Below are 26,132 nucleotides of genomic sequence, written 5' to 3'. Positions count from 1 at the left end.
TGATTTAGTGTCTTAGAATCTAGACCTTTCTTTTTATAGAATGAGACCTCAAAGAAAACCTATTTAACTGAAGCAAACATAAAAGTGCATTTCTACGTTTCGTTTGCTAAGACTTTAGAAACATTAGCTATTGAAAACCCAAAGGTTTATTTTGGTTTCAAAACACCTGAACAACTTATTTCCTCATTTGAACAATTCCAAAATATTGAGGATGGACAGGATTTTCTAGAATATTTTAAGTTTCATATTATCTATAACGATTTCATTAAATACGTTTTTAAAAACCACACATCTTTAAAATTGGACTTCTTAAAACCTGTACATCAATTGATGGCAGATATTAACGGCATTAAAGTTGATAATGTTTATGCACCACCTGACGACTGGAGAACAGCACCACTAGGATCTAAGATTTTCTATGATGAATTTCAGGACAGACCTGAGTTTTTATTTGATGGCAATCGACCATCAAAAAACCCAATGATTCTAGAATTATCAAAGATACGTCACTATGACATTGATCTTTTCTTGATGACTCCTGATCCTGATAACTTGCACAAATCATTAAGAAAAATTGTTCATGTTCTTTATTTCGTAAAGAGACCTCATGGTAATTCGCAATGCTGTTCCATTTACACATTTGACCAGTTCTTGTCGAACCCTCGTGCTGCTGCTGACTCAAAGCGCGAACCTAAAAAATATTCAGAATACAAATTATTAAATTATAAAAGGTCTATTCAACGCCTATATACCAGTGCTGCAAATCATTCTTCCATGCGTTTTAAAATGCCTTGGAAATGGATTCGTAATGCAACACTGATTTCAATTGGTCTAATAGTCGTTATTTCGCTGTTCTTTAAAATTCCTATTTTCGGATTTTTTATTGATGCTATCAAAGGGATGTCAGGAGAGGAAAACAGCTTATCAAAACTTCAAAATTCGACAATGAATCAAGGTCAGACAACTTCACCTGTTAAAGATTCTTCTACTACTCAGGGTATGTTTAATCCTGATGTTGAATGTCGTAAAGGTGCCAATGTAGAAAAACCTGAATGTGTTAAGTGGTTTGATGATCTCTCCAAAGGCAAACAATCTATTGGATCGACTGAACCAAATGCTATAACTACTGTTTCATATAATCCTAATACGCCTTTTAATGATGAATCATTTAGCAATTTAACTTATGAAGTCACTGCAAAACATGTCTTTGCAGGCTGTGCCAAATTGAACGGGAGTATATTGCATATACACAGCAGGGAACACGCTTAAAAGTCTCTCATGCTGATTGCAGATGTGTCATTAATGATGGTGATAGACCTTTCAATTATTTCGCCCAAAAACAAGAAAACAACCATCTAGAACAAACGCAAGATGATACCTATAGAAAGGCTTATCAAGAAAACATTGCTCGTTTAGATGCTGAACGCCACGTAAAGGCACAAAACCCAGATTTAAGTGGAAATTTAAATGTTTCAATTAACCTAGAAGTTTTACAAAAGATATTAAGTGATGAAGATATGTCTCATGTCTTTATTACTGAATTTAATAGTTATTTAGATAAGTACCGTAGTTGGTATTCTAAAGATCAGGCATAAATAAGATGCCGGTAAAGATTGGATATACAACAATGAATGTTCTTGAACTTTGGTTTGTTACTTCATTAATTGCTTTAACTTTTTGGCTTTTTTACGATGCCTAGCAGACACATTTACAAAACTGGAAGCTATGACAGATCAAAGGGTGTTTTAACAAAGGCTGACTATGTGTACATGCGCGATCTACTGGAGACCGTGCTAGAACAACTGCAAAATTCAGAATTAGACAACGATAGAGAAATAGATCAGCTCAAACAGTTTTTTATCAAGTTAGATCATCACATCGATAGGCTGCGCGCGTAGATTTCGGCATAACGTATATTATGTTCATTCACGGTAATCAGCAGCGTGAATATAATTGTGCAGATTCACGATGCTGAGCTGTGGCACCAACTGAGGTTGCGTAGGCTACAGTCTTGGATATACTATTTAACATAAAATTACGTTATGCGACATTCGGCTCTGAGCCAAAAGAAAAGGGAGTTTAAAAACTCCCTTTTTTAATGTGTCTAATAATCTGGATCAACATAAATAATTAATCGTCTTTTTTAAGCACCTCAGCTCGGTACTTCATTACATCTTCTGTTTTTATATCTTTTAGGTGCTTTCTGATCAAAGCATGGATCACATCAGATTCTTTAATTCTAATTTTAGTTTCGAACATCATTTCGAGAGTTACGTCTTTAATCATCTCTTCTTCATCGTCTCTTAAACGAACCGTTGTAGCCATTGTCTTCTCCAAAATTTCGACATCATATCTGATTTATATTTTATGATATGTTGCAATATCACAAATCAAATGTTATAAAACGATCAAATATCATTTGTGATAAATCATAAATATGAAATCAATCACTTTTAGCAGCCCTCAAGACTTCACCCAAGCAGCATTTAACAGGGTGGCAGAGCTTGTTTCTCAACATGGCCAATGTGCATTAGATAACTTTGTACCTGCTTTCTCCACAGAGCAGTGTTTAGAGCACTTGGCATTTGTTGCGTCTGAAATGGCTTATGACTATTCGCTGATTGATGTTCATGCAGATTTATACAAAAAAACAAACGCTGAATTAAAAGAAGAAATGGGGGATTGCTAATGAGAATTTTAAGCATCGTTCTAGGTTCAGTTGATGTTGAGTGCCCAAAGTGCTTCTCAAGATTTCATCACCAGTATTTGCCATTTCATATGTCTAAGTGTGAGGGCTGATTCATGTTAGAACCTCATCAAGAAAATTGGTTCATTGGGATTTTAATAGTTGTCTTTATTTTGGCTTCGGCTTCTTTCTTACTTTTTTTAGATCAATATTCAGGGGTACAGCTCTAATGACTTATAAATCTAAATACACAAAGACATACCCAAAAAGTCAGGGCAACACAGAAACTCGCTCAGAAACAACTCTGAAAAAACCTGTACAAAAAACAACCCAAACCCGTAAAAACACGGTGGAAAGCCCTAAATCTGCACAATTCTTCTCAGCAGAATCTAGTCGCCTGACTGATTTTTCTACCCCCGTTTATAACATGCGGGTTACGATTGACTAAATTTGAATCAAAATAGGTATAAATATGCTGTTTATTCAAGAGGCTGAGCAGATTTGGTTGTCTAAATTTGGACATATGAATTTGCCTTGTGATGATTCAGGGCATAAAGCTTTAGTGTCTAAGGTTGCGTGGGTAAATGGCTATGTATTTGCAAAGATAGATTTATCATTAGCTTTGGATAGGGAAATTCAACAGCTAATTGAAAAAGAAAAGCTACATGGTGTTTATGACATTGAATTCAATAGTGGTTGCTTGCATGGGAAGCGCTCACGGATTTCGGCATAACGTATATTATGTTCATTAGCGTACTCGACATCGTGAATATAATTTTACTGAGATTCACGATGTCGAGCTGTAGCACCAACTGAGGTTGCGTAGGCTACAGTCTTGGATATGCTATTTAACATAATATACATTATACGTAATCTAAGTTATTTATAAAAAGCTACATAATCAATTGTGGCTTTTTATAAATAACTTAGATTACATCAAACTCAATTCGACGGTTTTTCTTACGACCATCTGCAGTTGCATTATCAGCAACAGGTTTGTTCGAGCCCAATCCTTCGACGCTTAAACGTTCTGCTGCAATACTTTTATTGATTAAATAATTTTTAACAGCCACAGCACGTTCTTTACTTAAAACAAGATTCTTTGCAGCATCACCTGAGCTATCGGTATGTCCAATAATTTTGACCTTTTTCCCACCAACCTTATTTAGAGCCACCGCCATTTCATCTAAGATCTGAGTCCCACTCGCAGCCAAAACTGCACTGCCAGATTCAAATTCTATAATTCTGTTTTTAAGCGCTTCATCTATAATTTGCTGCTCAGCCTGATTGACAGAAAGCTGCGCATTTAAGCGATATGGTGGCGTTACTAAACTTTGGAATAAACTTGTTGTTGGCTGAACTTCATTTGAACTCGATATTTTCCCATTAAGTTCCATTTGCGTACCACGTACAGAAAGTTTACCTTGATGAACTTTTTTTAACTCTGGAACCACCATATTCGCAACAGATTCACTCCAACCATTCGGAGCGCTAACCGCTTTAACCTTTATTTTATCAATCACTTGGTCAGCGCCATAAACACTGTACATCTTGTTTAAAATAATTTGCTTACTGGCATCATTTGGAACAACACCTTCCACAATAATCGGTTCAGCCCAGACATTCACACTCAGGGCTAGCGTTAAAGTAAGCAGCCATTTATTTAGCTTAAGTTCATGATTTATTTTCATATTTCATTTATCTATAAAAGTTTTTTTAAAAAGTTTCACAGCTTGTATTAAGCTCAATTGCCGCTCACACAAAGCTTGCTCAAGTGTTGCCAAACCTGCATTTTGTTCTAAATATGCATCAATCCAATTGGCTTGAACCAATGAAACCCAGTGATCTGAATCTAACTTTTGCGTGAAAATTTCACTTAAAGTCATAATATCTGCCCCTTGAAAGCCAAAAAGAAGTACGGGTTTTTCGCTATGTAAAATTCCTATCAGAAGCTCAGCATTTTGATCTTGAATAAAAAAACTAATTAGATTGACCCAAAAAGCTGCAATTTCATAGCAGTAGCTAGAGTTATTAATAGGTAAAATCAACACCTTAGTTAAGCGACTAGTACCATGTTGAATAACGGGTTGTAACAATAACCCGAGTCCAATCATGCTTTGTGCAAGCTCGTAACTGCTCATTCTTAGTAATTGAGCAAATGAATGTATCGTATGGTGTTCATAAAATGCCGAAACTTCGCTGTTATTAAAAACTTGTATCTCATTATTTAATTTAGATAATTTATCAAGCACGATATTGGGGTCACGTATCGAACGTACCACACGATTTTTTTGGAATAAATCGATTAAAGTTTGCTTATAGCGATATGGCGCATAAATAAGATTATCAAAACTATTTTCAACCTCTAATAAGTGGCTCAAAACCATTGGAAATTGACGACCAGAACTATCGTGACTGGCTATCAAATTTGCCACAAGAAAATTATTTTCTTGTGGATTGGCAATAAAAAAGTCTAATGAAGGTAGCTTTTCATACGCTTGACTAAATCCCTCTGACTGCATGGCATGTTCTAATGCCTCAGTAATCCACTGATCAATCAGTTGAATTAAAGCATACTGACCGCGTGTTTTTAAGAAATCACCACGCGCAGGACATTTTCCATAATATAAAGCTAAGGTCCGCAGTTCATCCATCACAATACTCCTTACAACCCAGCCACTTTCGAGAAATCATAAACGAGACTCCTGTATGCCTGGTGTTGAAGCTTTAGGACTTGCAACTGTTGCTGACGGTGTGGTTTGCGCTGCTACCACACGTACGGATTTATTGGTGACGATTTGATCGACCAGTTGCATCCCATTGTAACTGCGCTGCCCGCCTACTCCACCATTGGCGTCTCCGCTGATTAAACGGAAATTGACTTTTACTGCAAGCTCTGGATTTTGCTGATTTCTCCAAATCATTTCATAGCTTCCGCCACGTTGCGTTCGCTCAGCACCATCAATTAAACGATTAATACCATATTCACCAGGTGCCTCAAAAATCGTATGCGTTTTCCCATCTAAATCAATGGCTGTAATACGCGCGCCTGGAATTGCTCCAGCATTTGGCCATACAAAATTCACCCATTGTTGAATGCCGTTTTCATAAAGCATTCTTTGTCCATCGATATCAATGGTATAAGATAAAAACTTAGGATTTTCAATTGGGTAAAATTGAAAATTGGATTGTGCTGTAGTGGCAGGTGCAGACGAAGCTTGATTTAACGCTCCTGTTGCCATGCCATTACTTGGCGCAACATAGCTTTGAAAACTCATTACAAATTGTGGATTTAAACTAATCCCTAAATCTTTCCATGTCTTAGAGGTCAAGGTATAGCCACGACGAATAACCAGTGGATCAAGATACTCTTTGACATAACGCGCAATACTGCCATTTTCACCAAGAATCTGGCTAATTTCATTGCTGGTTGCTTGTAGTGTCGCTGAAGAGTTAAATGGATATTTTTTACTCAGATTCGTATTGAAAGGTTGATAGACTTGCATAACCCATAGCTTATTCATCTCATCTTGTGCGGGGAGAATTAAACTTTCAAATGATTGTGTCAGAGGCGATATCAACAGCTTTTGGAGAAGTTTCTGATCAACCTCAGACAAGCCCACGGACATTTTTTCATCGACCAACTTCTGCGTTGTATTAAAGACAGAGTTTTGCTCATTAATGGTCGACTTAACCAAATTCATCGCAGATGGTCCAATATCCCCTGAGCTTTTCAAGTCATTGAATTTACTTCGGACTTGAGCTAAAGATTGCATGTATTCATCAAGCAAAGACTTATTTTGTTGATCATCACGCTTACGCACCAGCTGATAAAACATCTGGAATTCTTTAGAAATCGGGCCTTGCGCTTGATTCATGACTTTAGCATCAAGCTGAGTTTCATCTCGTCTTAATACTTTGCGTTTAAACCAAGCCACAAAACCTGTTTGTGGCGCTGCCAGCTCCGCCATTACGACTGGATTGTCCCAACTGGTTTCTTTCGCAACGCGATCAAAAACACTCCGAATGGGTGAGTTTTCAGGCTCACCTAAAACTTGGACAAAGCTCGCCTGTTGTCCATAATCCTTAGCTTTTGCATAATGTATCGCACCTAAGAATTTCCGCCATTCCGCAATATATTCTTTTTTATAGAGTTCTGTGAGTTGTTTACGGATTTGATCTGGACTACCACTAAATGATAAGTCATCCGACTGTGTGCTGTTGAGTACCCAGTCTTTAGTATCCGTAGGACGTTTTGCAACTTCATCGATGGCTTGTTCAACATATTCTGACCATGCAGCATGTGTAAACATACCCGGTAAGGCATAACTGCCTAAGACTGCATTTTGATTAGCATCACCAAGCATTTGTTTTATGGTTAATGCTGGATAACGGACAGCCGCACGCATTTTTAATTCATTATAAACGCGGTCTCGTGCAGGCATTCCACGAACAACAGACAGGAGAACTTGACGCGTTTGATCCACCACTAAGCTATCTGAGCTGAGTACTGGAAATTTAGGATCGCTAGCTAAAGTCATGCTATATGACAAAATTTGCTCTGCCTTCTGGATCATTTCTCCGCGCGGCATTTGACCACGATTATTATCTAACCATGAACGCCAGAAGCGTGTGACTTGATCACTTAAATGGCTTGCATCCATATATTGAGTATTACCCATCATTAAATAGGCTTTTAAAGCATTGTATGCATCTTGTGGATTTGCATCATTAGGCTCTAAATATTGCTGAGTTTTCGCAATAGGTGTCAGCTCTACATTTGCATGGTTTGTACGCAATTTCTCTTCATTGCTTTTCACCCGTTGTAGATATTGGGCAATATTTTGTTGTGTTGGAATCAATACGATCTGCTCAACACCTTTTAAATATTCTGTTTTTAGCTTCTCCCGCAGCTCATCTCCCTGATATAGACCAAAACCCAGCTTTAAAGGACGATCTTCTTCAAATTGGTCCAACTGTTGCATGCGTTCCTGTAAAATCAAGAGTGCACTCAATTGTGTAGACAGCTCTTGACCCGATTGCTTTTCAAGTAAAACGACTTTGTCTAAATCGGCTTGTACGTCTGCAATCAATTGCTGATTATTCCGATAAGACCACACCCATAGACTTAAAATGATGGCTACACCGAATAAAGCCGCAACAAAGGCAATATAACGCTGACGCTTTCGACTAGGGTTAATATGCTGTTTAACGAGGTTCTTGTCTTTCAGAATAATGTCTGAAAATAAACCTTTTAAAAAATAGCCATGGTTTTGCGAAACTGAGCGCGTTGGAATGCCATTTTCATTGTCTAAACCTTTTTGCAATAAAAAGTCTTGAGCAATTTGCTCTGTCATTGGACTTTCAATAATGCCTTCTTGAAGTGCGCTGGTGAAATAAAAGCCACGAAAAACAGGTTTAAATTGATAAGGGTTATCTTCAAACAACGTGCCGATAAATGTCTTTAACGCAGGCTTTAAGCTCTTAAACTCTAAAGGAAATGTCATGACACTTGGAGAAATATTCTGCGAATGTCGGCGGCTGAGATGTGTCGTACTGACGCCTTTTAAACCGTCATATAAAATTGAATAGTGTTTTTCAAACAATTCAACAGCATTATTGGCCCCATCGGTTGTATAAGGCAGTGTTGCCCCCCAAACCTGATCAAATTCACCGACTTCATAGCATTCAAAAAACTCAGTAAAACCTGCAATCAAATCCATTTTAGAGAAGACCAAATAAACAGGCGAAAAAACCTCTAAACGCTCAGTAAGATCTTGAATCCGTGCACGTAAATTCTTTGCCAGTTTGATCGACTTTTCTGGACTGTTACTCACCAACTCAGCAATACTGACAATCACAATCAAACCATTGATTGGTGCTTTTGAGCGGTTTTTTTTCAAAATATTTAAAAAACCTAGCCACTCAAAATGATCTTCTGCATAAACGGAATAACGACCCGCGGTATCTAATAACACGCCTTCTGTTGAAAAAAACCAGTCGCAGTGACGGGTTCCGCTGAGTCCAGCAGAAACTGATTTTTGATGTGTTTCTTCAAAAGGGAACTTTAAGCCTGAGTTATAAATGGCCGAACTTTTACCCGCAGCAGGATTACCAATCACCATATACCATGGCAACTCGTAGAGTGCAGCATTGCCCTTTTTATCCCCCAGTTTTGATTTTCGAATCAACTGAATAGATTCTTTCATTTGTTGCTGAATCAAATGAAGTTCATCTTTGTTTTTTTGTTTGCCATATTCCGCATGCGTATCATGCGCAATGGCATCGGCAAGAGCTTCACCTTGTGCCGCATGTCGACGACGTACAATGAGTAAATAAATCCCCCACAGCATCAACCCGAATACATAACAAATCATTAAAGGCCAAAAGATTTTGGCTGGAATGACGTTATACATGGCCATTAGTGCAACAAAACCCGATATAGCCATAATGGCTTTAGGGTTGCTCACATACTGCCAAACATAACCTAAGACGTTATAAAATAAAGAATTCACAATGCTCTCTTATTCTTTTTTAATTTAAATGGTTGGTTCTACAGAAATATTACTGTCTTCGCACGCATGTAGAAAACAATGTGTAGACAATTGATCGGTGCTATAAATCATCGCCATCAGTTCATCAGGCAAATGCATACTCAACATAAATCCAAATACTTTGGCCAAATGCTGCGTATGTCCAAAGTTTTGTTTGGTATGAATGAAGTGATGCGATTCAATCCCACTTCGATCGAAAATTTGGTTAAGTTTTTTCATGGTTTGAATGTCTGTAATATCATCGAGCATCAGTACAAAAGGCTGAATATCCTTAAATTGTTCTAATTGCTTCATCGGTGGGGATGCAAACTGATTGGCTAGATTAGCCTCGTTTAGAGCAATCTTGAGTTGTTTTAAAGGTTTGATCTCAAGTAGAGCTAAAGACGATGATGCTAAGCACCAACTAGAGGCATACTCAGCAGGCAAGTAATGATCAGTTAACCATGTTTTTTCATCGAGCAATTCTTGGTCAATTTCAGAATCTACATTCAGGATGAATGTGATTTCCTCTGACTGCTGAGAAATTTGTTCCAATAGCAGCATCCAATCTTTATAGGCTGTTTCTTGGCTGAAATAATGGTGCTCTAGATGAATTTGCTGCGTAATCACGCCCAGTGAACTTAAATAATCCTGTACGACGCCACTGCTTTGTTTTTCATTCCAAACATGTAACATCGATTCAGGCAGCAGCATATGTATATTGATACGGTTTAATTTAGCAACTTGCTGCACATCAGGTTGTTCCTCTGGTTCATTGCTATCATATTCACTCGTAGGATCAATCCATGCCGGATGCATACGATACTCATAGGCCAATTCACTGTCATAAAATAAGGCCGATTGCTTTAAATGCTGTGAGATTTGCCACAATGTTTCTGCATGTTGTTCTAGTTGATGCTCGATCAGGGCCTGAATTCGCATATGACGCGGATGATCAACTGCCTCATCATCATCCTGATCTGTAATGACATGGTCGAGTGCATGTATGCGATAAGACAGCATTGGTAAGCCATAGGCATTTTGTAATTGCGTATCGAGCTCTGGGCTTTTAAATTTTTTAATCTCGTCAAGAATCTCGTCATTTTCCCCAAAGGCACTATATGCAGACGATGAATAAATATTCAGGTTCAGCCACTGAACCTCAACAGGTTCAGCCTGTTGGTTGTCATCATCCTGATGCTGTTCTACTTGCGCTTGTTTTTGCTGCTCTTTGCGCTTTTGGTGAGCTTTAATGCCATGATAAATAAATACTGGAGACCATAAAATTACGCATAGAATCAGTGGAAATAGAAGTAAATAATTAAGCAGGTCTGCCCCAGTTGGGTCATACTGAATGTCACGCCAGTAAAAAATGACGATTCCTGCGACAAGCAACAATAAGCTGCTCAAAGTACCAATAAAGAGCTTAAGCATGCCCCATCCCCATCAATGTATAACAGGTTTCATGATTGTGTTCGGTCGGCATCGGCATTAAAAAAGCGCCTTGTGATAAACCAATGGTCATCGTTGAACTCAGCTGAATTGGTTGAATATCGTCTTTCCTCAGGATGATTCTTAAATCCACCCCAAGCGTTGGACTGAGCCAGCTCGCGAGTAATCGTTTGAGTTTTATACTCTCAGCTTGATCCGGTAAAAATTTTAAGTATTCGGCATATGGGACAGGGCCAACTTCTATTTCAATTTTTCCATCTATTTGACGGATACTTTCTCCACAAAAGGTATTGATGCCCAATTGGTTAGCATTACCCCCCAGTGTGCTTCTTTGTTCAGAGGACAAGTGAAATATCTCTTCCACAAATTCTTTAATTATAAACGGTTGCTTAAACACGCAACTCAGCATAGTTTTTAGCGCATGTGATGTATTATTTTGCCCCTGCATTAGCCCAGCGAATTCAGCAAAATAATCATCTAAATCCTGTTGCTCATGCTGCGCACTCACATAGCCATTTAGTGCATGCAAAATATCGAGGTAATGGTTTTCTTGCTCAATTTCATAGCGAATCGGTAAATGGTAAGCTAAAGATGCGTCCACATATTGCGCCGTGAGCTTATGATTAAATAAACCTAAAAAATGAAGTGTTTCATTTCGTTGTATACGCGCACTTTGTTTAATCTTATTGGTATAGCTATACGGTAAGGTGCCCTGAATCCCAGTCAAACCAATCATTAAGTTGGTTAAGTGAATTTTTTCTTCGTCAAGGGTCAAACTCTCAATTTCTGCATTCGGAAAATTGAGATTCAGTGAACTATGAAACTTAAATTGCTTTGCCCAATCCCCTTCTTTTTGAGCATGGGGAGCTTCCGCATGACGTAGTAATCGCGTGGCCTGAATAAACTCAAAAGCGTTCGGTTGTTCAACCAGTACGTCAACTATAGAAGTGTCTTGCCACCAACGTTCTGCACGCATTGGTATAACTCCTGTTGAGATTGAGCATCTGAAATAACAACATCGACAAAACTGTTCATCTGAACTTTTAGATTAAAAACATGTGACAGCAACTGACTAAAAATATACAGGCTATGTCCTCTGAACACTTTCGAATCAATCCCTAGATTTACTTTCAACCCTCGTATAAAAAGTGGGAATGGTTTTGCATCCACCATCTTTTGCTTTAATTCAAAATTAACCGACTGAATCGCATTAATAATAAGGTGGTTTTCTTTAAGCTGAGGCAGATTGTAGAGTTCAAGTAGTTCTTGAATATGACTTAAAGCATCCCCCTTAGTGAGAGATAAAGTATTTAATGATAAATGCGAAATGATCCGCCATTGCTCTTTTTTATTTTGTTCAAAGTAATAGGGTTTATTCGGTCTTTTTAAAACCACAGCTCGCCGTGCCAGACTACTGTCATTCAAATTTAATATATTGTTGGCTTGGCTCAATGCCTCATGGGGTAAATCACGATTGGAGCATAATAATTGCGTACTGATAAAATCAGATTTGGTTGTTTCAGGCGATAAATGTTTTGAAATAATACTATAACCTGTTTCAACATATTTATTTTGTAGCTGTGCCGAATTCAAACTATAAAAAAACTGAGTCTCATCCTTTTGATAATGACTCATCGCAAAGAATGGATAAATGTCAAAAGTAGTTTGATCTTTATTCGACTTTTCACGAATCATTTGCATTTTGGTAATCGAATAAGTTTGATAAAACTCAGGATGATGAGCATCGGTAATTAAAGGATATTCGAGTTGTTGATGATTAATTTTTTGAGGTTCAGCCTGTTTTTTAAATAAATTGATAACTGGTACCACATATAATTTAAAGTTTGCGACATTCAACTCAGAATAATTTCGAATATTCACCTGATCATTTAAATTCAGTTTAAGATGAATCAAAATTTCAAACTGATTTTGCTCTTTTTCTAGATGTTTTAAAAACTCTAAGTTCATATTAAGAAAGTTAAATTTTTCAGAAAAACAGAAATATTCCATCAACAGTCGATATGCATGATGTGTATGTTGATCCAAGGGCAACAGACTTTCAGTTTCAGCAAAACCCATGATACTAAACGGATTTGGGATGTCGATGACGCGATGACCAAACTTTAATGAAAAGCCTGTACTCGACTGGAACACCGCATCCAAAACTTGTAGTGGAAAATTGGATATCGCATCCAGATAAATAGGCAAATTTTCTTTTTCTAAAATTCGATGCGTCTGATTAAAAATATTAAACCCCAAGCTTAGTGTTGCATTTTGATTTAAATGCATATGCGCACTAGGATTGGTTTTAAAATTGAGGTGACTCAGCTCAATGGGTAATAACTTTAGCTCTTGTGTGATGCTAAATTCACACTGTACACCTTTAAAACTTCGTGATTTTATTGCGGTATTTTTAGGAATAAGATGAGCTTCAGTTAATTGTTTACACTTATTTAGGTCTTCAAAACTGACCACAGTACATGCAGGAAATGGTTTGAGGTATTGAGGGAACATCACCTCAAACAAAGACCGGGTAAAGATGTCGTAACTGTCCGCCAGTTTCTTATCGATTCTTGCTGCAATTAAAGAAAAGGACTGAATTAAGCGTTCAATATGTGGATCATCTACTTGCTCTTGGTTTAAGGATAAACGCTGAGCGATTTTTGGATATTTTTGTGAAAACTCACGGGACTGCTGCCCAAATTCTTGTAATTGTTTTTCGTAGTACGGTAATAATTCTTCAATCACAAATTAGCCCCATTAAGCTCTTGCAGAAATAACATATTGTTGTGTTGTCGGTTTGAGCAAAGCATCAAAAATCACGGGTTCATATAAAGGATGAATATTTAAATAGGCTTGAATACTCAAACACAAAGCCCCCATATTCTGTCCATCAAGCAACATTTCGACTTTGATTTGTTTTAGTCTCGGCTCATGCGCTGTAATAGACGCTGCAATCGACTGGCAAATTTTATCGCGATCGGTCGGATTCGCAGTCGATAATCCAACAAAATCAATGATTCCAAACTGAACAATCGACTTTTTTACCAGCGGAAAAGCATCAATAGAATCATTAAAATTGGCCATACGACTGTTCAATAAATCTTCTAAGTCGGTCGCGACGGATTCACGTAGCTCCTGAAGAGACATCCCCAATCGGTCCTGTTCAGTGGTCGGTAGTAATCGGTCAAATAGCGTTTTTCTAAACCCATAGGGATAAAGCTGATCTAGATTCATGTTGCTTAAAATCATCTCGCATAAATAAAGGCCAACGTTGGTTAGCCTTTATTTTTTCAGTTATTTTTATGCAGCGTATGATGCAGTATTGTTTGATAGAGACCATTTCTTGGTCACAGCACCTTTTTGTGTGCCATTAATATCTTGCTGATTATACGTCCATTCCACAGCAGCATATTTCAAACCAAATCCTTCAAGCGGAACACCTTCCTCACTGACTGTTGGTGTAACACTTGAAACTAAAACATGCTTCAGTTTAATTTGTAGATATTTGATGCGCTTATCGCCATTTGCGCGATAAAAATCAATTTGTACTTCATCAAAGGTATAACCGGCTGAACATGCTTCCCAAAGTTTTGGACTGGTTGCATCCAAATCTTTAACAAACAACATATCTGAATGTTCAACACGTTCCGCCGTATGACCACCAACACTTGATGATGTTGCAGACTTTGGCTGACGAATATTGTGTGACCAAGAGTTCACCTCTAACCAGCCTTGGTGCTCTGTATCACGTGACTCGCCATCGACCTTATATTTACCTCTGAACTGTACGTATATGTCTTTCATTTGTAATCTTTTCCTATTCTAAAGTTATTATGTGTTGGCACTCAAATTAGTTTGAGGACTGAGGTAACTCAGTAACAAGTCGCAGTGATACTGACAACTCATCCAACTGGAAATGTGGTCTTAAGAAAACCACAGATTTGTAGTGCCCCGGTTGTGCTGGGTTCTCTACAACTTTGACAGATGCTTCACGCAGCGGATATTGCGCTTTCGCCTCTTGTGAAGCCCCGTCATCAAGCAAAATATATTGAGCCAACCACTCATTTAAAAATGTTTCAATGTTTCCAGCCGAAGCGAAGCTTCCGACTTTGTCTCGCATCATGGCTTTTAAATAATGTGCAATACGTGAAACGGCCATAATGTACTGAATTTGGCTAGATAAAGCCGAGTTTGCATTAGCAGAATCGCTATTATACTTTTTAGGTTTCTGCGTCGATTGCGCACCAAAAAATGCTGCATAATCCGTGTTTTTACAATGTACTAAAGGAATAAAGCCAAGATCACTGAGTTCTTTTTCACGACGGTCGGTGATGGCAATTTCAGTTGGACATTTAAAGACCACTTCACCATCACTGGTTTTAAAGGTATGAACAGGTAACCCTTCAACTAAGCCACCGCCTTCAACACCACGAATGGCAGCACACCAACCGTGCATATCAAAAGCATTGGTTAAACGCGTGCCAAAAGCATAGGCAGCGTTCATCCATAAATATTCATCATGATTTTGCCCGGAGACTTCTTCGACAAAATTAAAGCCTTCGGTTGCTGTACCTTCCTTAGGGTGATAAGGCAGGCGGCCCAATACACGCGGCATGGTTAATGCAACATAGCGTGCATCATCACTTTCTCGGAAAGAACGCCACTGGACATATTCAGCAGTTTCAAAAATTTTAGATACTTCACGCGGACGGTCAATATCCGTAAAGGATTCCAACCCAAGGATATTGGCATCTGCTGCAGAAATAAAGGGTGCATGTGCAGCTGCAGCAACATGTGAAATTTGTTCCAGCAAATACATATCTGAAGGTGTGCGATCAAACTCGAAATCGCCAATTAATGTGGCATATGGCGCACCACCAAATGAGCCATATTCTTCTTCATAGATCTTTTTAAACAATGTACTTTGATCAAAGTCCGTTGCGCCTTGAAAATCCTTGATTAATTCTTTCTTCGTTGTATTTAACATACGAATCTTAATCAGTGGATTAGAGGGTGTTTCTTGGCAAAAGTAATATAAACCGCGCCATGTAGATTCAATTTTTTGAAACTGCTCATCATGGATAATTTTACTGAGCTGCGTCGAAATGAGCGCATCGATTTCAGCAATACGTTTATCAATCGATAAAGTCATATTTTCTGAAACAGTAATCGTCCCCGCCATCACTTCTTTAGCGAGCTCACCAATTAAGCTTTTCGCTCGATCATGCTCTTCTTCATTTCGAGCAATTCGACTGCGCTCAACAATTGAATCTAATAGCGTAAACTCTTCAGTAGTATCTTGGACAACTGCAGCGGATTGGGAATTATTCATTTTCAGCCTCCACACTCATTTTGCGCACTTGATCTGTATTTTGCAGAACTTGATCAAGTAGATCTTCTAAGCGCTCATTATTCGAAATTTTGTTGCGCAAATCAGTTAAACGTTCACGAGCCTCCACCAATTTTCTCAAAGGATCCACTTGCTGAACCACATTTTCAGGACGAAAATCTTCCATCGACTTAAAAGTCAAATCAACAGACATACGCCCACCATCTTCAGTCAATGTATTTTCAACTTGATAGGCTGCACGTGGCGCTAAAGACTCCATGACTTCATCAATGTTTTCTAGATCAACATTAATAAATTTTTTGTCTTTTAGCTTGGTTTTTTCTATTTCAGATGCCGCCGAGAAATCACCTAAAACACCAACAACAAATGGTAATTCCTTGATTTCTTTAGCATCGCCGACTTCAACATCATAAGTCAGTTGCACCCGAGGTGGTCGAATACGCTGTAACTTTTTTTGGACGCTTTCACGTTTAGCCATATGAAAATCCTATTTTTTATTATTTCAAAAATGAAATTTTTTAAAGTGAATTGAAGGGATTTGTATTCGGTTTGCTCGCCACTTCAGTTGATTGTACTTTCTCAACTTTTTTGGGTTTTGCCACCTGAGCTGTTGTTTTCTTTGTGGTTTGTTTGGTTGAACTTGCGATTTTACGCGTGGTTTTTTTTGGTGTTTTGATTACCACAGCCTTTGCATCACTCGTATCTGGAGCAGGCAAAGAGTTTCGAACGAGATTAGACAAATCTTTGGCAGGCGGATAAGTTAAGTCTGCAGATAAATAGCGCATTTCTTCTTGGCGCATATGGTTTAACGCCGTATTTGCAATTGAAACACCAGCTAAAAACCGAGTATCAGTTAATGATGTATGATTAATATTTCGCGCATTTAACTCTTCAACCAGTTGAAGTGCTTTATAACTTTTCCCAAGTTCTTGATAGCGGCTTGCAGCTTGAACCAATAATTTATTTTTTAGCTCATCATTTTTTTTATTTTTACTATCACAAATTTGTGCATATAAACTTAGTAAATTGTGATCAGTCTCACCATTTACTAATGGGTAATCTTTAATACACTTATTTTTTAAACTAATACCCTCTTCTGCCGCTGCAAAAGTAAATGGTGTCACCGTTAATAAAACGAATGTAGGTAAAATTAAATAATATTTTTTCAAAACTTGCCTCAAATCTTTATGAATAAAAAATTAAAATTATTATCAGTAACTTCGATTTAAAATATACGCATCCTAGGTAAATATTTCTGGTTATATAATGCGCTTGGATTTAACAAAAATATGGCACCTAAAGTCAAGGAAAGAAATGTTACTCAAAAGTAACCATGTTTGTTTTTTGTAATATATCTTCTTTTTTATCTAAATTTCATTTGTGTATTCTGATGGCATATATATAAAATACCCGCAAAATAGCATTTATAATGACTTGTAAAATGCTAATTTATAAATAATTTTATATTTACACTAAAAACACGGATAGCCATTGGCATATTTGTCTTGTAAAAACTTTGCTATAAAGCATGACTGAGTTACATATGAATAACCTTAAAATATTAATTAAGAAGCTATCTAATCATGCACGTGTTGCTCTAGAGAAGTCTGCAAATAGTTGTATTAATCAACAAAATTATGAAATCGAAATTGAGCATTTTTTTCTTGAATTATTAGAACAATCAGAACCAAATGATCTCCACTTATTAGTTGAAAAATATAAAATTTCCCATGATTTTTTAGTTAAGGATTTACAACTCAGTCTTTCCCAATTGCCTAAAGGAAATACCCGCACCCCTATATTTGCTCAATCCATTATTCGTTTATTAGAGCAAGCGTGGTTACTTGCTTCAGCCGAACAAAATCCTGTCATTCGAACGGGTCATATCTTGGTAGCACTTTTAACAGCACCAGATTTGCATCAAATGGCATTACGCGCTTCGAGCCAATTTGAATTGTTCCCAATCGATACAATGAAACATAAATTTTTAGACCTTTGCTCAAACAGTATCGAACAAGACGTTTTACAGGAACCCGTGCCAATCGAAAGCAGTGAACCTGCGCAACATCTGGTTAAAAACAAAACTCCAGCACTTGATCAATATACGATTAACCTGACCCAAAAGGCACAAAATGGTCTTATCGACCCTGTTATCGGTCGTGAGTTTGAAATACGTTTAATGCTCGATATTCTGATGCGTCGACGCCAAAACAACCCCATCTTAACTGGCGAACCTGGTGTAGGAAAAACAGCTGTCGTTGAAGGGTTGGCATTAAAAATAGTGAACAATCAGGTGCCTGATACTTTAAAGAATGTCCAACTGCATACGCTTGATATGGGGCTATTACAAGCAGGTGCCAGTGTAAAAGGTGAATTTGAAAATCGCTTGAAACAAGTGATTCAAGAGGTTCAGTCTGCCACTCATCCTATAATTTTATTTATTGATGAAGCTCACACTTTAATTGGTGCAGGAGGTCAAGCAGGCCAAAATGATGCTGCCAATCTATTAAAACCTGCACTGGCTCGTGGTGAGTTACGTACCATTGCAGCAACTACGTGGGCTGAATATAAACAATATTTTGAAAAAGATGCGGCGCTCAGTCGACGTTTCCAAGTCGTTAAAGTTGAAGAACCAACCGAAGATGTCGCCATCGATATGTTACGTGCCATGCTACCAGTCATGGCCAATCATTTTAATTTAAATATTGATGATGAAGCCATCATCACAGCCGTACACTCTTCGCATCGTTATATTAGTGGTCGCCAACTCCCAGATAAAGCCATTAGCGTACTCGATACAGCCGCAGCGCGTGTAGCACTCACTCAGAATGCACAACCTGTGAAGTTAGATCAGATACTTGCTCAACAACATAATCTCAAACTTGAATATGAAATTTTAGAAAATGAACATAAAAATTTACCGATTCATCATGAGCGCTTGCACGATTTGAAACAAAAACTAGCGCAGCTTGAGTGTGAAATTGAACACACTCAAACGCAATGGCAAAAAGAAAGAGCGCTTGTTGAACAGATAAAACAACGCCAACAAGATACAACTGATAACAACGATCAAAAAGAGATTGCTTTGCTTCGTGAAGAATTAAGCAATGTACAAGGCCAGAATCCCTTAGTGTATGAGCGCGTTAATGCACAAATCATTAATGAAATTATTTCAGACTGGACCGGTATTCCTGTGGGCAATATGGTGAACGATGAAATAAAACAAATTCTCAGCCTAGAAAGCAAACTGGCCGAGCGTGTTATGGGGCAAGACTCTGCTCTACATCAACTGGTTCAGGGAATTAAAACATCTAAAGCAAAATTGGATGATCCCAATAAACCGCAAGGTGTGTTCATGTTGGTGGGGCCAAGTGGGGTCGGTAAAACTGAAACTGCACTTGCGCTGGCGAGTGAGCTTTACGGTGGAGAATCCCACTTGATCACCATTAATATGTCTGAATACCAAGAAGCACATACCGTTTCTTCTTTAAAAGGCGCTCCGCCTGGATATGTGGGATATGGTCAAGGTGGTGTGTTGACTGAAGCAGTTCGCCGCAATCCTTATAGTGTGGTTTTACTGGATGAAATTGAAAAAGCGCACAACGATGTTCAAGAACTCTTTTATCAAGTTTTTGACAAAGGTACGCTTGAAGATGGTGAAGGTCGAATCATCGACTTTAAAAATACCACCATTATTTTGACCTCTAATGTGGGTTCGAATGCCATTATGCAGGCATGTTTGAATCAACCGACTGAGACATGGCCAACCGCGGAAAGCTTAGCTGAGCAGTTAAAACCAAGTTTATATAAACAATTTAAACCTGCTTTTTTAGGGCGCATACGTATCGTTCCCTATTTCCCACTGCATGATGATTTACTGATTCAAATTATCCATCATAAAATCAAAAAAATAACCTCTCGCCTTGAGAAACAGTACCAAACCAAAGTTCAATATTCAGAGGAACTGGTAGAACTGTTATTAAGTCGCTGTACAGAAGTCGATAGCGGTGCCCGAAATGTTGATCACATTTTAAATGCCAGCATATTACCTGCTTTAGCCACAGAAATATTGATGGCTTTAGCAGCAGATCATTTGCCTAAAGTTATTCAGATTGATGTCAAAGATGATGAAATTACTTATATTTTAGACCCTGTTGAAAAAACCACGGCTAAAAAGAAACGACATCCTGCTAAAAATAAAGCGAATCAAGTTTAATAAAATATATAGAGTGTAAAATTATGAGCTTAGAAATCGAGCCTTTATTGTCTCCTATCTCAAGCGATCAACCATGTGGACAAGACTTGTCTTTTTCCAATGAATTCCACGCTATCAAAATTGCAAAAACTCAGGATGATCCACTACTCGATCAAGGCGACTGGGTCGCTGAACCGAAGCAAGCAGACTGGCAGTTCGTTGAACAAAAATCAATCGACCTTCTCACGGGAAAATCAAAAGATTTACGCTTATTGGGCTGGTTACTTGAAGCGTGGTCAAATTTATACGGATTCGAAGGCACCGCAAAAGCCTTAGAGCTTATGCATCGAACGCTAAATGAGTATTGGACACAACTTCATCCAGAAATTGAAGACGAAGATTTAGATCAACGTCTAGGTTTATTACAAGGTTCAATTAATCATTTGATTCCACTGATTAAACAAGTCGCTATCGTGAATGTTCCTGCATTTTCACTCAGTGATTATGAAGCCTTACTGAGACAAAAAAACCATTTGTTGAAACAAGTCGAAAGTTATACGGATGATGCCAATAGCTCTCAGATTTTAGAACAATTTGAGCAAAGTTTGTTCAACACATCAAAATCATTTCAATATCAGAACTATCAACATTTTTCGGCGATTCTGGCTGAATGGTCAATTTTGAAAAGTGTACTAGATACCTTGATGGGCTTAGACGCACCAAGCTTTGCTGCGATTGATACTCAGCTTGAAAACATCCACACCAGTTTAAAAAAGCTCTACAAAACCGATGTTTTTACTCAGCCTGTAATGGCGACACAAACGCCTGAGTCTTTTGCTGCCGCAACAATAACCACACAGGCACTTTCATTTACCCAGCACAAAGAACAAGAGATTGACATGAACACCGTCCATCCATCCAAAGGCTTTCAGGTTCAACCGCAAAATCACTTGGCAAACCGTGAACAAGCCATGCGGGTATTACAAGAAATTTCTGATTATTTCCAAGCTAATGAACCACATAGTCCGGTAAGTTATATGTTACAGAAAACCATCAAGTGGAGTCAGATGCCCCTACATGAGTGGTTAAATCAGGTCATTAAAAACGAAAATCCACTGCATAACGTCCAAGAACTACTGGGCGTGCAACAAGCAAATGAATCAAATGATTGGTAATCTAAATGTTTAAAGCAGAAAAAATACTTTGGGGTGAAGGTCTATTTTTACGTCCTCAACATTTTCAATTACAAGATGCGTATCATGAACAACGTCTGAATCATACCATTCGTTCCACGATTCCATTTGCCTACGGCATTCAAAATATTCAATTTGATGAAACCCAGTTACACACACATATCTTGGCACTCGAAAGTATTAGTATGATTTGGCAAGATGGCGAAATTTATCAAGCGCCGACACGTGATTTACTGCCAGAGCCAGTGCTATTAGATGAACTGAACTTACGTGGCGAAATCCTAGTTTATTTAGCCTTGCCGATTGTACAAGCCAATAAGAAAAATGTGAGCGCTGAAAATAGTGCACAGTTCGGTCGCTATCACTCTTATCTAACCTCAACTCACGATTTATTTACAGATGCAACTGCGGCAGATATCACCTTATTGCGTCGCCGTGCAGAGTTTCGCTTGTTAGACGTCAACGCGGAACCGAATCAAGAACTTGATGGCTTTTTGTATTTATCTTTAGCGAAAATTAAACGTCAAAGCTCAGGCCAATTTGAATTTGATCGTCATTTTATTCCGCCTATTTTGCATATCGAATCTTCTGAAAATCTTATTTCGAGTTTGAAACGCAGTTTAAATGTCATCAAAGCGAAAATTAAAACCATTCAAAGCAATAATCGAGAAAATGAGCAAAAGCTGATTGAATTTCGCTCTGGCGACATTGTGTCATTTTGGTTGGTCAATGCACTCAACACAGCACACGCGACGTTGAATCATTTATTGCAATACCCGCATATCCATCCAGAGCGACTGTTTTTTGAATTATTACGTTTAACAGGCTCATTGCTGACCTTTTCAACGGCTCATGAGGTTGATCATTTACCTCGCTATCAACATCATAATTTACAAGAAAGTTTTAGTCAGCTCGATGTCATTCTACGTGAGTTATTAGATACGATTATTTCAAACCGCTACATCAGTATCCAACTGAAAGAAACACGACCATCCTATTGGTTGGGTAGTTTAGAGTCAGATAAAATCACCCGAGATTCAAGACTTTACTTGGCTGTTTCTAGCAGCATGATGCAAAGCCACGAATTGATTCAATTGGTTCCGTTACGATTTAAAGTGGGCAATACCGTAGATGTTGAACAACGCGTCATCGCCGCACTTCCTGCAGTTCCTTTGCATCATTTAATGCAGGTTCCAACCGCTATTCCAGTGCGATCTGGTGTGAGTTACTTTGAAATTGAACCAAATAATGACTTATACCAACGCATGTTGGATGCCGAGTCGATTTGTATTTATATTCCGGCAGGTTTCCAAGATATTGCTGTTGAATTGATTGCTGTGATGAATGGCTAAGGAAATGAATCATGAATAATGCCCCTTCACTTTTTGATGATGGACAAATTGGAACTGGTTCAATTTCTCAGCCCATGACCGCCAAAGTCAGCAGCACAACCAACTTGGTCGACTTACTCCATGATGGTTTTTATATTGTATTTTTATTAAAAAACAAATATATACCGAGTAGTTCGACTGAATTTCGCGAAAAAATCATTGCCCTACTCAACCGTTTTGAAAACCAAGCCCGAAAATTACAATTTTCATCAGATGACATTCAAGATGCTAAATATGCTTACTGTGCATTATTAGATGAAACCATTGTGACTCAGCAAGATGCACAATTTTTCGAGCTACAAAATAGTTGGTTAATCAGTCCTTTACAGCTTAGTTTATTTGGCTCGCAACTTGCGGGTTATCGTTTTTTTGAAATTTTAGAAGAGCTACGCCGTAAAGGAAATAGTCGATTGGCCGCACTTGAAGTTTATCATTACTGCATGCTATTAGGTTTTCATGGTAGATATCGTATTGAATCTATAGAAAATTTAAACCATTTGGTCGCACGTGTAGGCGATGAAATTGACTATTTGAAAGGGAAAAAGGCAGCCTTTTCTCCTTTTGCATCACTACCCGATCAAATTAAGCACATGATTCACCGTGAGCTTCCTTTTTACTGGATTTTACTTTTTCTAATCGTATTCGCGCTCTTATCCTTTGCAGGCTTGCGCTATATGTTATCTAAGCAAAGTACGAATTCTTTGGCCACATATGAAAATGTCATTTCTACGCCAACAGAACAGGCACATATCACTATTCATTTACCCTAAGAACTAACTCCATGGCTCATGAAAAACGGACTTCAGTCAAAATTTTGACGTCTACAAAAAAGAAAAATATTTCACCTATGCTCTATGCGCTTGGTGGTTTTTTAGGTGGTGTCGTATTGATGGCCACTCTTGGTTTTACTTATTTTTTTACACAACAAAAAAATGATTCAATACAGGTTAGTCAAAGTTCTATCGTCGATGTCACTGAACCCTCAGTCGATAATGAAGCCCCGACGCGGGAACCAGAAGCTATTTTTGAAGCGACTAAAGCCATCCCTTCTAAAAGTGTTCAACCTTCAAATGTGACTGAACCGCCTTCTGATTTTCCTCAACCTAGAGAAGATGAATTAAGCAAGGCTTTTCTTCGTCCAGCTGAAACAGTTGCTGCACCATCGATGAAGAGCGCTAGTCCGCAACCCTTACCAAAAGAAAATAAGAAACAAAACTCGTCAGCGCAAAGTTCGGCCGCACCGAAAGATAAAAATCACGGCAAAGTAACCAAAGCAGAACAGCCGGTGGAAAAAGTGGAAGAATCTCCCACTGGTAGTGTACAAACCAAGATTACAACTCGTACCGTCGAGGCCCAAATGCCAGCTACTATCAGACTATGATTTATGCACTTTTTTCGATTTTTCTAATCCTAGCGATAGGACTAAGTTTGGCACTGTCCTACGAACTCAGAGCAAAATTTGCTGGCTTTTTTGTCTGGTTAATTCCTCAAGGAAAAAAAAGATTTCAATCCGCTCGTCATTTTGCACAGCATATAAATCATGCTGCTGCGCCCGAGCAATTGCAATCGCATTGGCATATTCAACAGTGGTGGATATTGGTTGCGGGTCTATTTTTATTTGCTAGCATCTTAATGTTTGCTTTTACCAGCCCCGTCACGCCCACTAAAATCGAAGCGGATTATTTAAGACAATCGGATCCACAAATTTATGCCCTACTTGATGGACAAATTTTGTCTCCGCCACCAGAGATCGAAGAAGCCTTAGTTGCTGCGGCCATAGTTGAAGCAAGTATGCTTGAGCAAGTGGATCTTAATAATAATTCTATTCAAGCCAGCGCTTCGAGTTACGATCCGAGTATTCAGGATGTACATTCAACCCATTCACATGACAATTTAGCAACGGCTGACCGTAAGTGGCACAAAATGAACCCACGCTATAAACAACGTCTACTGATGGTATTTAAAATAATGCGTGAGCAGCATGGATATGAACTCGTTTTACTGGAAGGCTATCGTAGCCCGCAGCGTCAGAATTCTTTAGCCAACAATAAAAATACGACTTTGGCGCGTGGTTACCAAAGTTACCACCAATTTGGCTTGGCGGCGGATGTCGCATTTAAGCGAGATGGAAAAGTCGTTATTTCTGAACGAGACCCATGGGCGATGCGTGGCTATCAGCTCTATGGTGAAGTTGCAGAATCTGTAGGTTTAACTTGGGGCGGGCGTTGGAAGTCGATCCAAGACTATGGCCATACTGAATATCGAATGCCGAATTTAAAGAAAACTGCGGAAATGGCTGAAAAGCTGACCTCTGAAGGACAACTTTCAGCTGCGAATTTGAGTTAATCAGGTTGAAGGCTGACTCAAATATTGAGTGATGATTTGCAAAACTTGAGCAGTTTTCTCTGCATGTAACCAGTGTCCTGCATTTGCAACCGTTTGAATCTGGGCTTGAGAAAACTGCGATTGGATAGCTTCTATATATTCTGGCTTTTCTACATATGGTGAGTTTCCACCACGTATAAATAATGCAGGCTTATGCCATGTTTCTATATTTTCCCATGACAGAATTTGGGCATAGTTCTGATACAGTGCGTCTACATTAAACAACCACTTCCCTTTACTAAAAGATTTCAAGAGAAACTGAATCACCATTTCTTCTGTGAGATATTCACGCATGATTTCTATGGCTTGTTGACGTGTTTCAATATCTGCTTTTTGTACTGTAAAGAGCGCTTTAAAAATCTGCTCATGATGATTTTCTTTATAAGCAATAGGCGTAATATCCAATACCACCAATTGATCTAGTCGATCGCCTGCGAGCTCTGTCACTTTCATCACCAGCTTTCCACCCATAGAATGCCCGACCAAAGAAAACTGCTCGATATTGAGTTCATCTAAAGTTTCAATTAGATCGGCTGCCATTGCCTCATAATTCATCACATTTGAGTGTGCAGATAGTCCATGATTACGTACATCTATCTGTAATACATGGTGGCTTGAATAAAACTCCCGAGCCAACATCCCTAAATTACTTAAACTGCCAAATAAACCGTGAACAAAGACCATTGTTTTTGCAGCTGACTGCTCATTTTGATGAAATTGATGATTAAGGATCATATGAAACTTACTTTATTTGATTGCTATAGATATTGAATTTTTAATGGAAATAAATCAAATGACTTTTTAGATTAAGTTCAATTTTGCTTAGGCTATTTTGAGTGGGATATTTTTGCTTAGGCTAAATTTAAAACCATGAGGTAAATGTCTGTCCGTAATATAGATTTGATTTTTTAACCAAATTTTGAGCAAGTGAATAAGTACTCAAA

General features: G+C 38.3%; 23 protein-coding genes. 10 read left to right on the top strand and 13 right to left on the bottom strand.

Annotated elements, in window-relative coordinates; translation table 11 throughout:
• Positions 1–84: 84 nt before the first annotated feature.
• Positions 85–1,269 (top strand): zonular occludens toxin domain-containing protein, encoded by a 1,185-nt coding sequence (locus RR876_RS14135; protein WP_332481900.1) that lies wholly within the window; start codon positions 85–87, stop codon positions 1,267–1,269.
• 861 nt (positions 1,270–2,130) lie between these two features.
• On the opposite strand, the gene RR876_RS14130 is transcribed toward RR876_RS14135, so the two are convergent.
• Positions 2,131–2,325, bottom strand: coding sequence for a hypothetical protein (locus RR876_RS14130; RefSeq protein ID WP_224469230.1), 195 nt, complete (start codon positions 2,323–2,325; stop codon positions 2,131–2,133).
• A gap of 112 nt (positions 2,326–2,437) precedes the next feature.
• Here RR876_RS14130 and RR876_RS14125 point away from each other — a divergent pair, with 112 nt between their 5' ends.
• The 3 genes from RR876_RS14125 (at position 2,438) to RR876_RS14115 (ending at position 3,419) form a co-directional block, all read left to right on the top strand.
• Entirely contained in the window at positions 2,438–2,689 is a 252-nt protein-coding gene (locus RR876_RS14125; RefSeq protein ID WP_332637096.1) for a hypothetical protein, read from the top strand.
• A gap of 226 nt (positions 2,690–2,915) precedes the next feature.
• Complete coding sequence (locus RR876_RS14120; RefSeq protein WP_224469239.1) at positions 2,916–3,134, top strand: hypothetical protein; 219 nt, start codon at positions 2,916–2,918, stop codon at positions 3,132–3,134.
• 24 nt (positions 3,135–3,158) lie between these two features.
• A complete protein-coding gene (locus tag RR876_RS14115; protein WP_332478296.1) occupies positions 3,159–3,419 on the top strand; it encodes a hypothetical protein in 261 nt (86 codons plus the stop codon).
• 193 nt (positions 3,420–3,612) lie between these two features.
• On the opposite strand, the gene RR876_RS14110 is transcribed toward RR876_RS14115, so the two are convergent.
• The 11 genes from RR876_RS14110 to RR876_RS14060 form a co-directional block, all read right to left on the bottom strand.
• Entirely contained in the window at positions 3,613–4,377 is a 765-nt protein-coding gene (locus tag RR876_RS14110) for an OmpA family protein (RefSeq protein ID WP_332478297.1), read from the bottom strand.
• Positions 4,378–4,380: 3 nt separating this feature from the next.
• Complete coding sequence (tagF, locus tag RR876_RS14105; protein WP_332478298.1) at positions 4,381–5,340, bottom strand: type VI secretion system-associated protein TagF; 960 nt, start codon at positions 5,338–5,340, stop codon at positions 4,381–4,383.
• Positions 5,341–5,376: 36 nt separating this feature from the next.
• Positions 5,377–9,135, bottom strand: a complete 3,759-nt coding sequence (gene tssM, locus RR876_RS14100) for a type VI secretion system membrane subunit TssM (protein WP_332478335.1) — start codon at positions 9,133–9,135, stop codon at positions 5,377–5,379.
• A 90-nt stretch (positions 9,136–9,225) separates the two neighbouring features.
• The gene (locus RR876_RS14095; protein WP_332478299.1) at positions 9,226–10,653 is read right to left on the bottom strand and encodes a hypothetical protein; all 1,428 of its coding nucleotides are present in this window, start codon (positions 10,651–10,653) and stop codon (positions 9,226–9,228) included.
• Positions 10,646–11,647, bottom strand: coding sequence for a type VI secretion system baseplate subunit TssG (tssG, locus tag RR876_RS14090; RefSeq protein ID WP_332478300.1), 1,002 nt, complete (start codon positions 11,645–11,647; stop codon positions 10,646–10,648). The genes RR876_RS14095 and tssG overlap by 8 nt, the downstream gene beginning before the upstream one ends.
• Positions 11,611–13,419, bottom strand: coding sequence for a type VI secretion system baseplate subunit TssF (tssF, locus tag RR876_RS14085; RefSeq protein WP_332478301.1), 1,809 nt, complete (start codon positions 13,417–13,419; stop codon positions 11,611–11,613). The genes tssG and tssF overlap by 37 nt, the downstream gene beginning before the upstream one ends.
• A 12-nt stretch (positions 13,420–13,431) precedes the next feature.
• The gene (gene tssE / locus RR876_RS14080) at positions 13,432–13,908 is read right to left on the bottom strand and encodes a type VI secretion system baseplate subunit TssE (protein WP_010326723.1); all 477 of its coding nucleotides are present in this window, start codon (positions 13,906–13,908) and stop codon (positions 13,432–13,434) included.
• Positions 13,909–13,974: 66 nt separating this feature from the next.
• Complete coding sequence (locus RR876_RS14075) at positions 13,975–14,478, bottom strand: type VI secretion system tube protein Hcp (protein ID WP_004693082.1); 504 nt, start codon at positions 14,476–14,478, stop codon at positions 13,975–13,977.
• A gap of 46 nt (positions 14,479–14,524) precedes the next feature.
• On the bottom strand, positions 14,525–16,006 hold the full coding sequence (gene tssC, locus RR876_RS14070; protein ID WP_332478302.1) for a type VI secretion system contractile sheath large subunit: 1,482 nt from the start codon (positions 16,004–16,006) through the stop codon (positions 14,525–14,527).
• Positions 15,999–16,502, bottom strand: a complete 504-nt coding sequence (gene tssB, locus RR876_RS14065; protein ID WP_005399429.1) for a type VI secretion system contractile sheath small subunit — start codon at positions 16,500–16,502, stop codon at positions 15,999–16,001. Before tssB ends, tssC begins: the two co-directional genes overlap by 8 nt.
• 40 nt (positions 16,503–16,542) lie before the next feature.
• Entirely contained in the window at positions 16,543–17,193 is a 651-nt protein-coding gene (locus RR876_RS14060; protein WP_332478303.1) for a hypothetical protein, read from the bottom strand.
• A gap of 374 nt (positions 17,194–17,567) precedes the next feature.
• On the opposite strand from RR876_RS14060, the gene tssH reads away from it, so the two are divergent.
• The 6 genes from tssH to RR876_RS14030 are packed head-to-tail and all read left to right on the top strand — an operon-like array spanning position 17,568 to position 25,149.
• On the top strand, positions 17,568–20,240 hold the full coding sequence (gene tssH / locus RR876_RS14055; RefSeq protein ID WP_332478304.1) for a type VI secretion system ATPase TssH: 2,673 nt from the start codon (positions 17,568–17,570) through the stop codon (positions 20,238–20,240).
• A gap of 23 nt (positions 20,241–20,263) precedes the next feature.
• Positions 20,264–21,394 carry a type VI secretion system protein TssA gene (tssA, locus tag RR876_RS14050; RefSeq protein ID WP_332478305.1) on the top strand — a complete coding sequence of 377 codons (1,131 nt, stop codon included), beginning with the start codon at positions 20,264–20,266 and terminating at the stop codon, positions 21,392–21,394.
• Between the two features lie 5 nt (positions 21,395–21,399).
• Complete coding sequence (gene tssK, locus RR876_RS14045) at positions 21,400–22,764, top strand: type VI secretion system baseplate subunit TssK (protein WP_332478306.1); 1,365 nt, start codon at positions 21,400–21,402, stop codon at positions 22,762–22,764.
• A gap of 11 nt (positions 22,765–22,775) precedes the next feature.
• On the top strand, positions 22,776–23,573 hold the full coding sequence (icmH, locus tag RR876_RS14040; protein WP_332478307.1) for a type IVB secretion system protein IcmH/DotU: 798 nt from the start codon (positions 22,776–22,778) through the stop codon (positions 23,571–23,573).
• A gap of 11 nt (positions 23,574–23,584) precedes the next feature.
• Positions 23,585–24,184, top strand: coding sequence for a hypothetical protein (locus RR876_RS14035; protein ID WP_332478308.1), 600 nt, complete (start codon positions 23,585–23,587; stop codon positions 24,182–24,184).
• Complete coding sequence (locus tag RR876_RS14030) at positions 24,181–25,149, top strand: M15 family metallopeptidase (RefSeq protein WP_332478309.1); 969 nt, start codon at positions 24,181–24,183, stop codon at positions 25,147–25,149. The genes RR876_RS14035 and RR876_RS14030 overlap by 4 nt, the downstream gene beginning before the upstream one ends.
• Here RR876_RS14030 and RR876_RS14025 read toward each other — a convergent pair whose 3' ends face one another.
• Positions 25,150–25,923 carry an alpha/beta fold hydrolase gene (locus RR876_RS14025; RefSeq protein ID WP_332478310.1) on the bottom strand — a complete coding sequence of 258 codons (774 nt, stop codon included), beginning with the start codon at positions 25,921–25,923 and terminating at the stop codon, positions 25,150–25,152.
• Positions 25,924–26,132 lie beyond the last annotated feature (209 nt).

This window comes from Acinetobacter sp. (assembly GCF_036666595.1).
Classification (GTDB): Bacteria; Pseudomonadota; Gammaproteobacteria; order Pseudomonadales; family Moraxellaceae; genus Acinetobacter.
The sequence above is the reverse complement of the archived record's forward strand: the minus strand, read 5'-3'. Positions and strand labels throughout refer to the sequence as shown.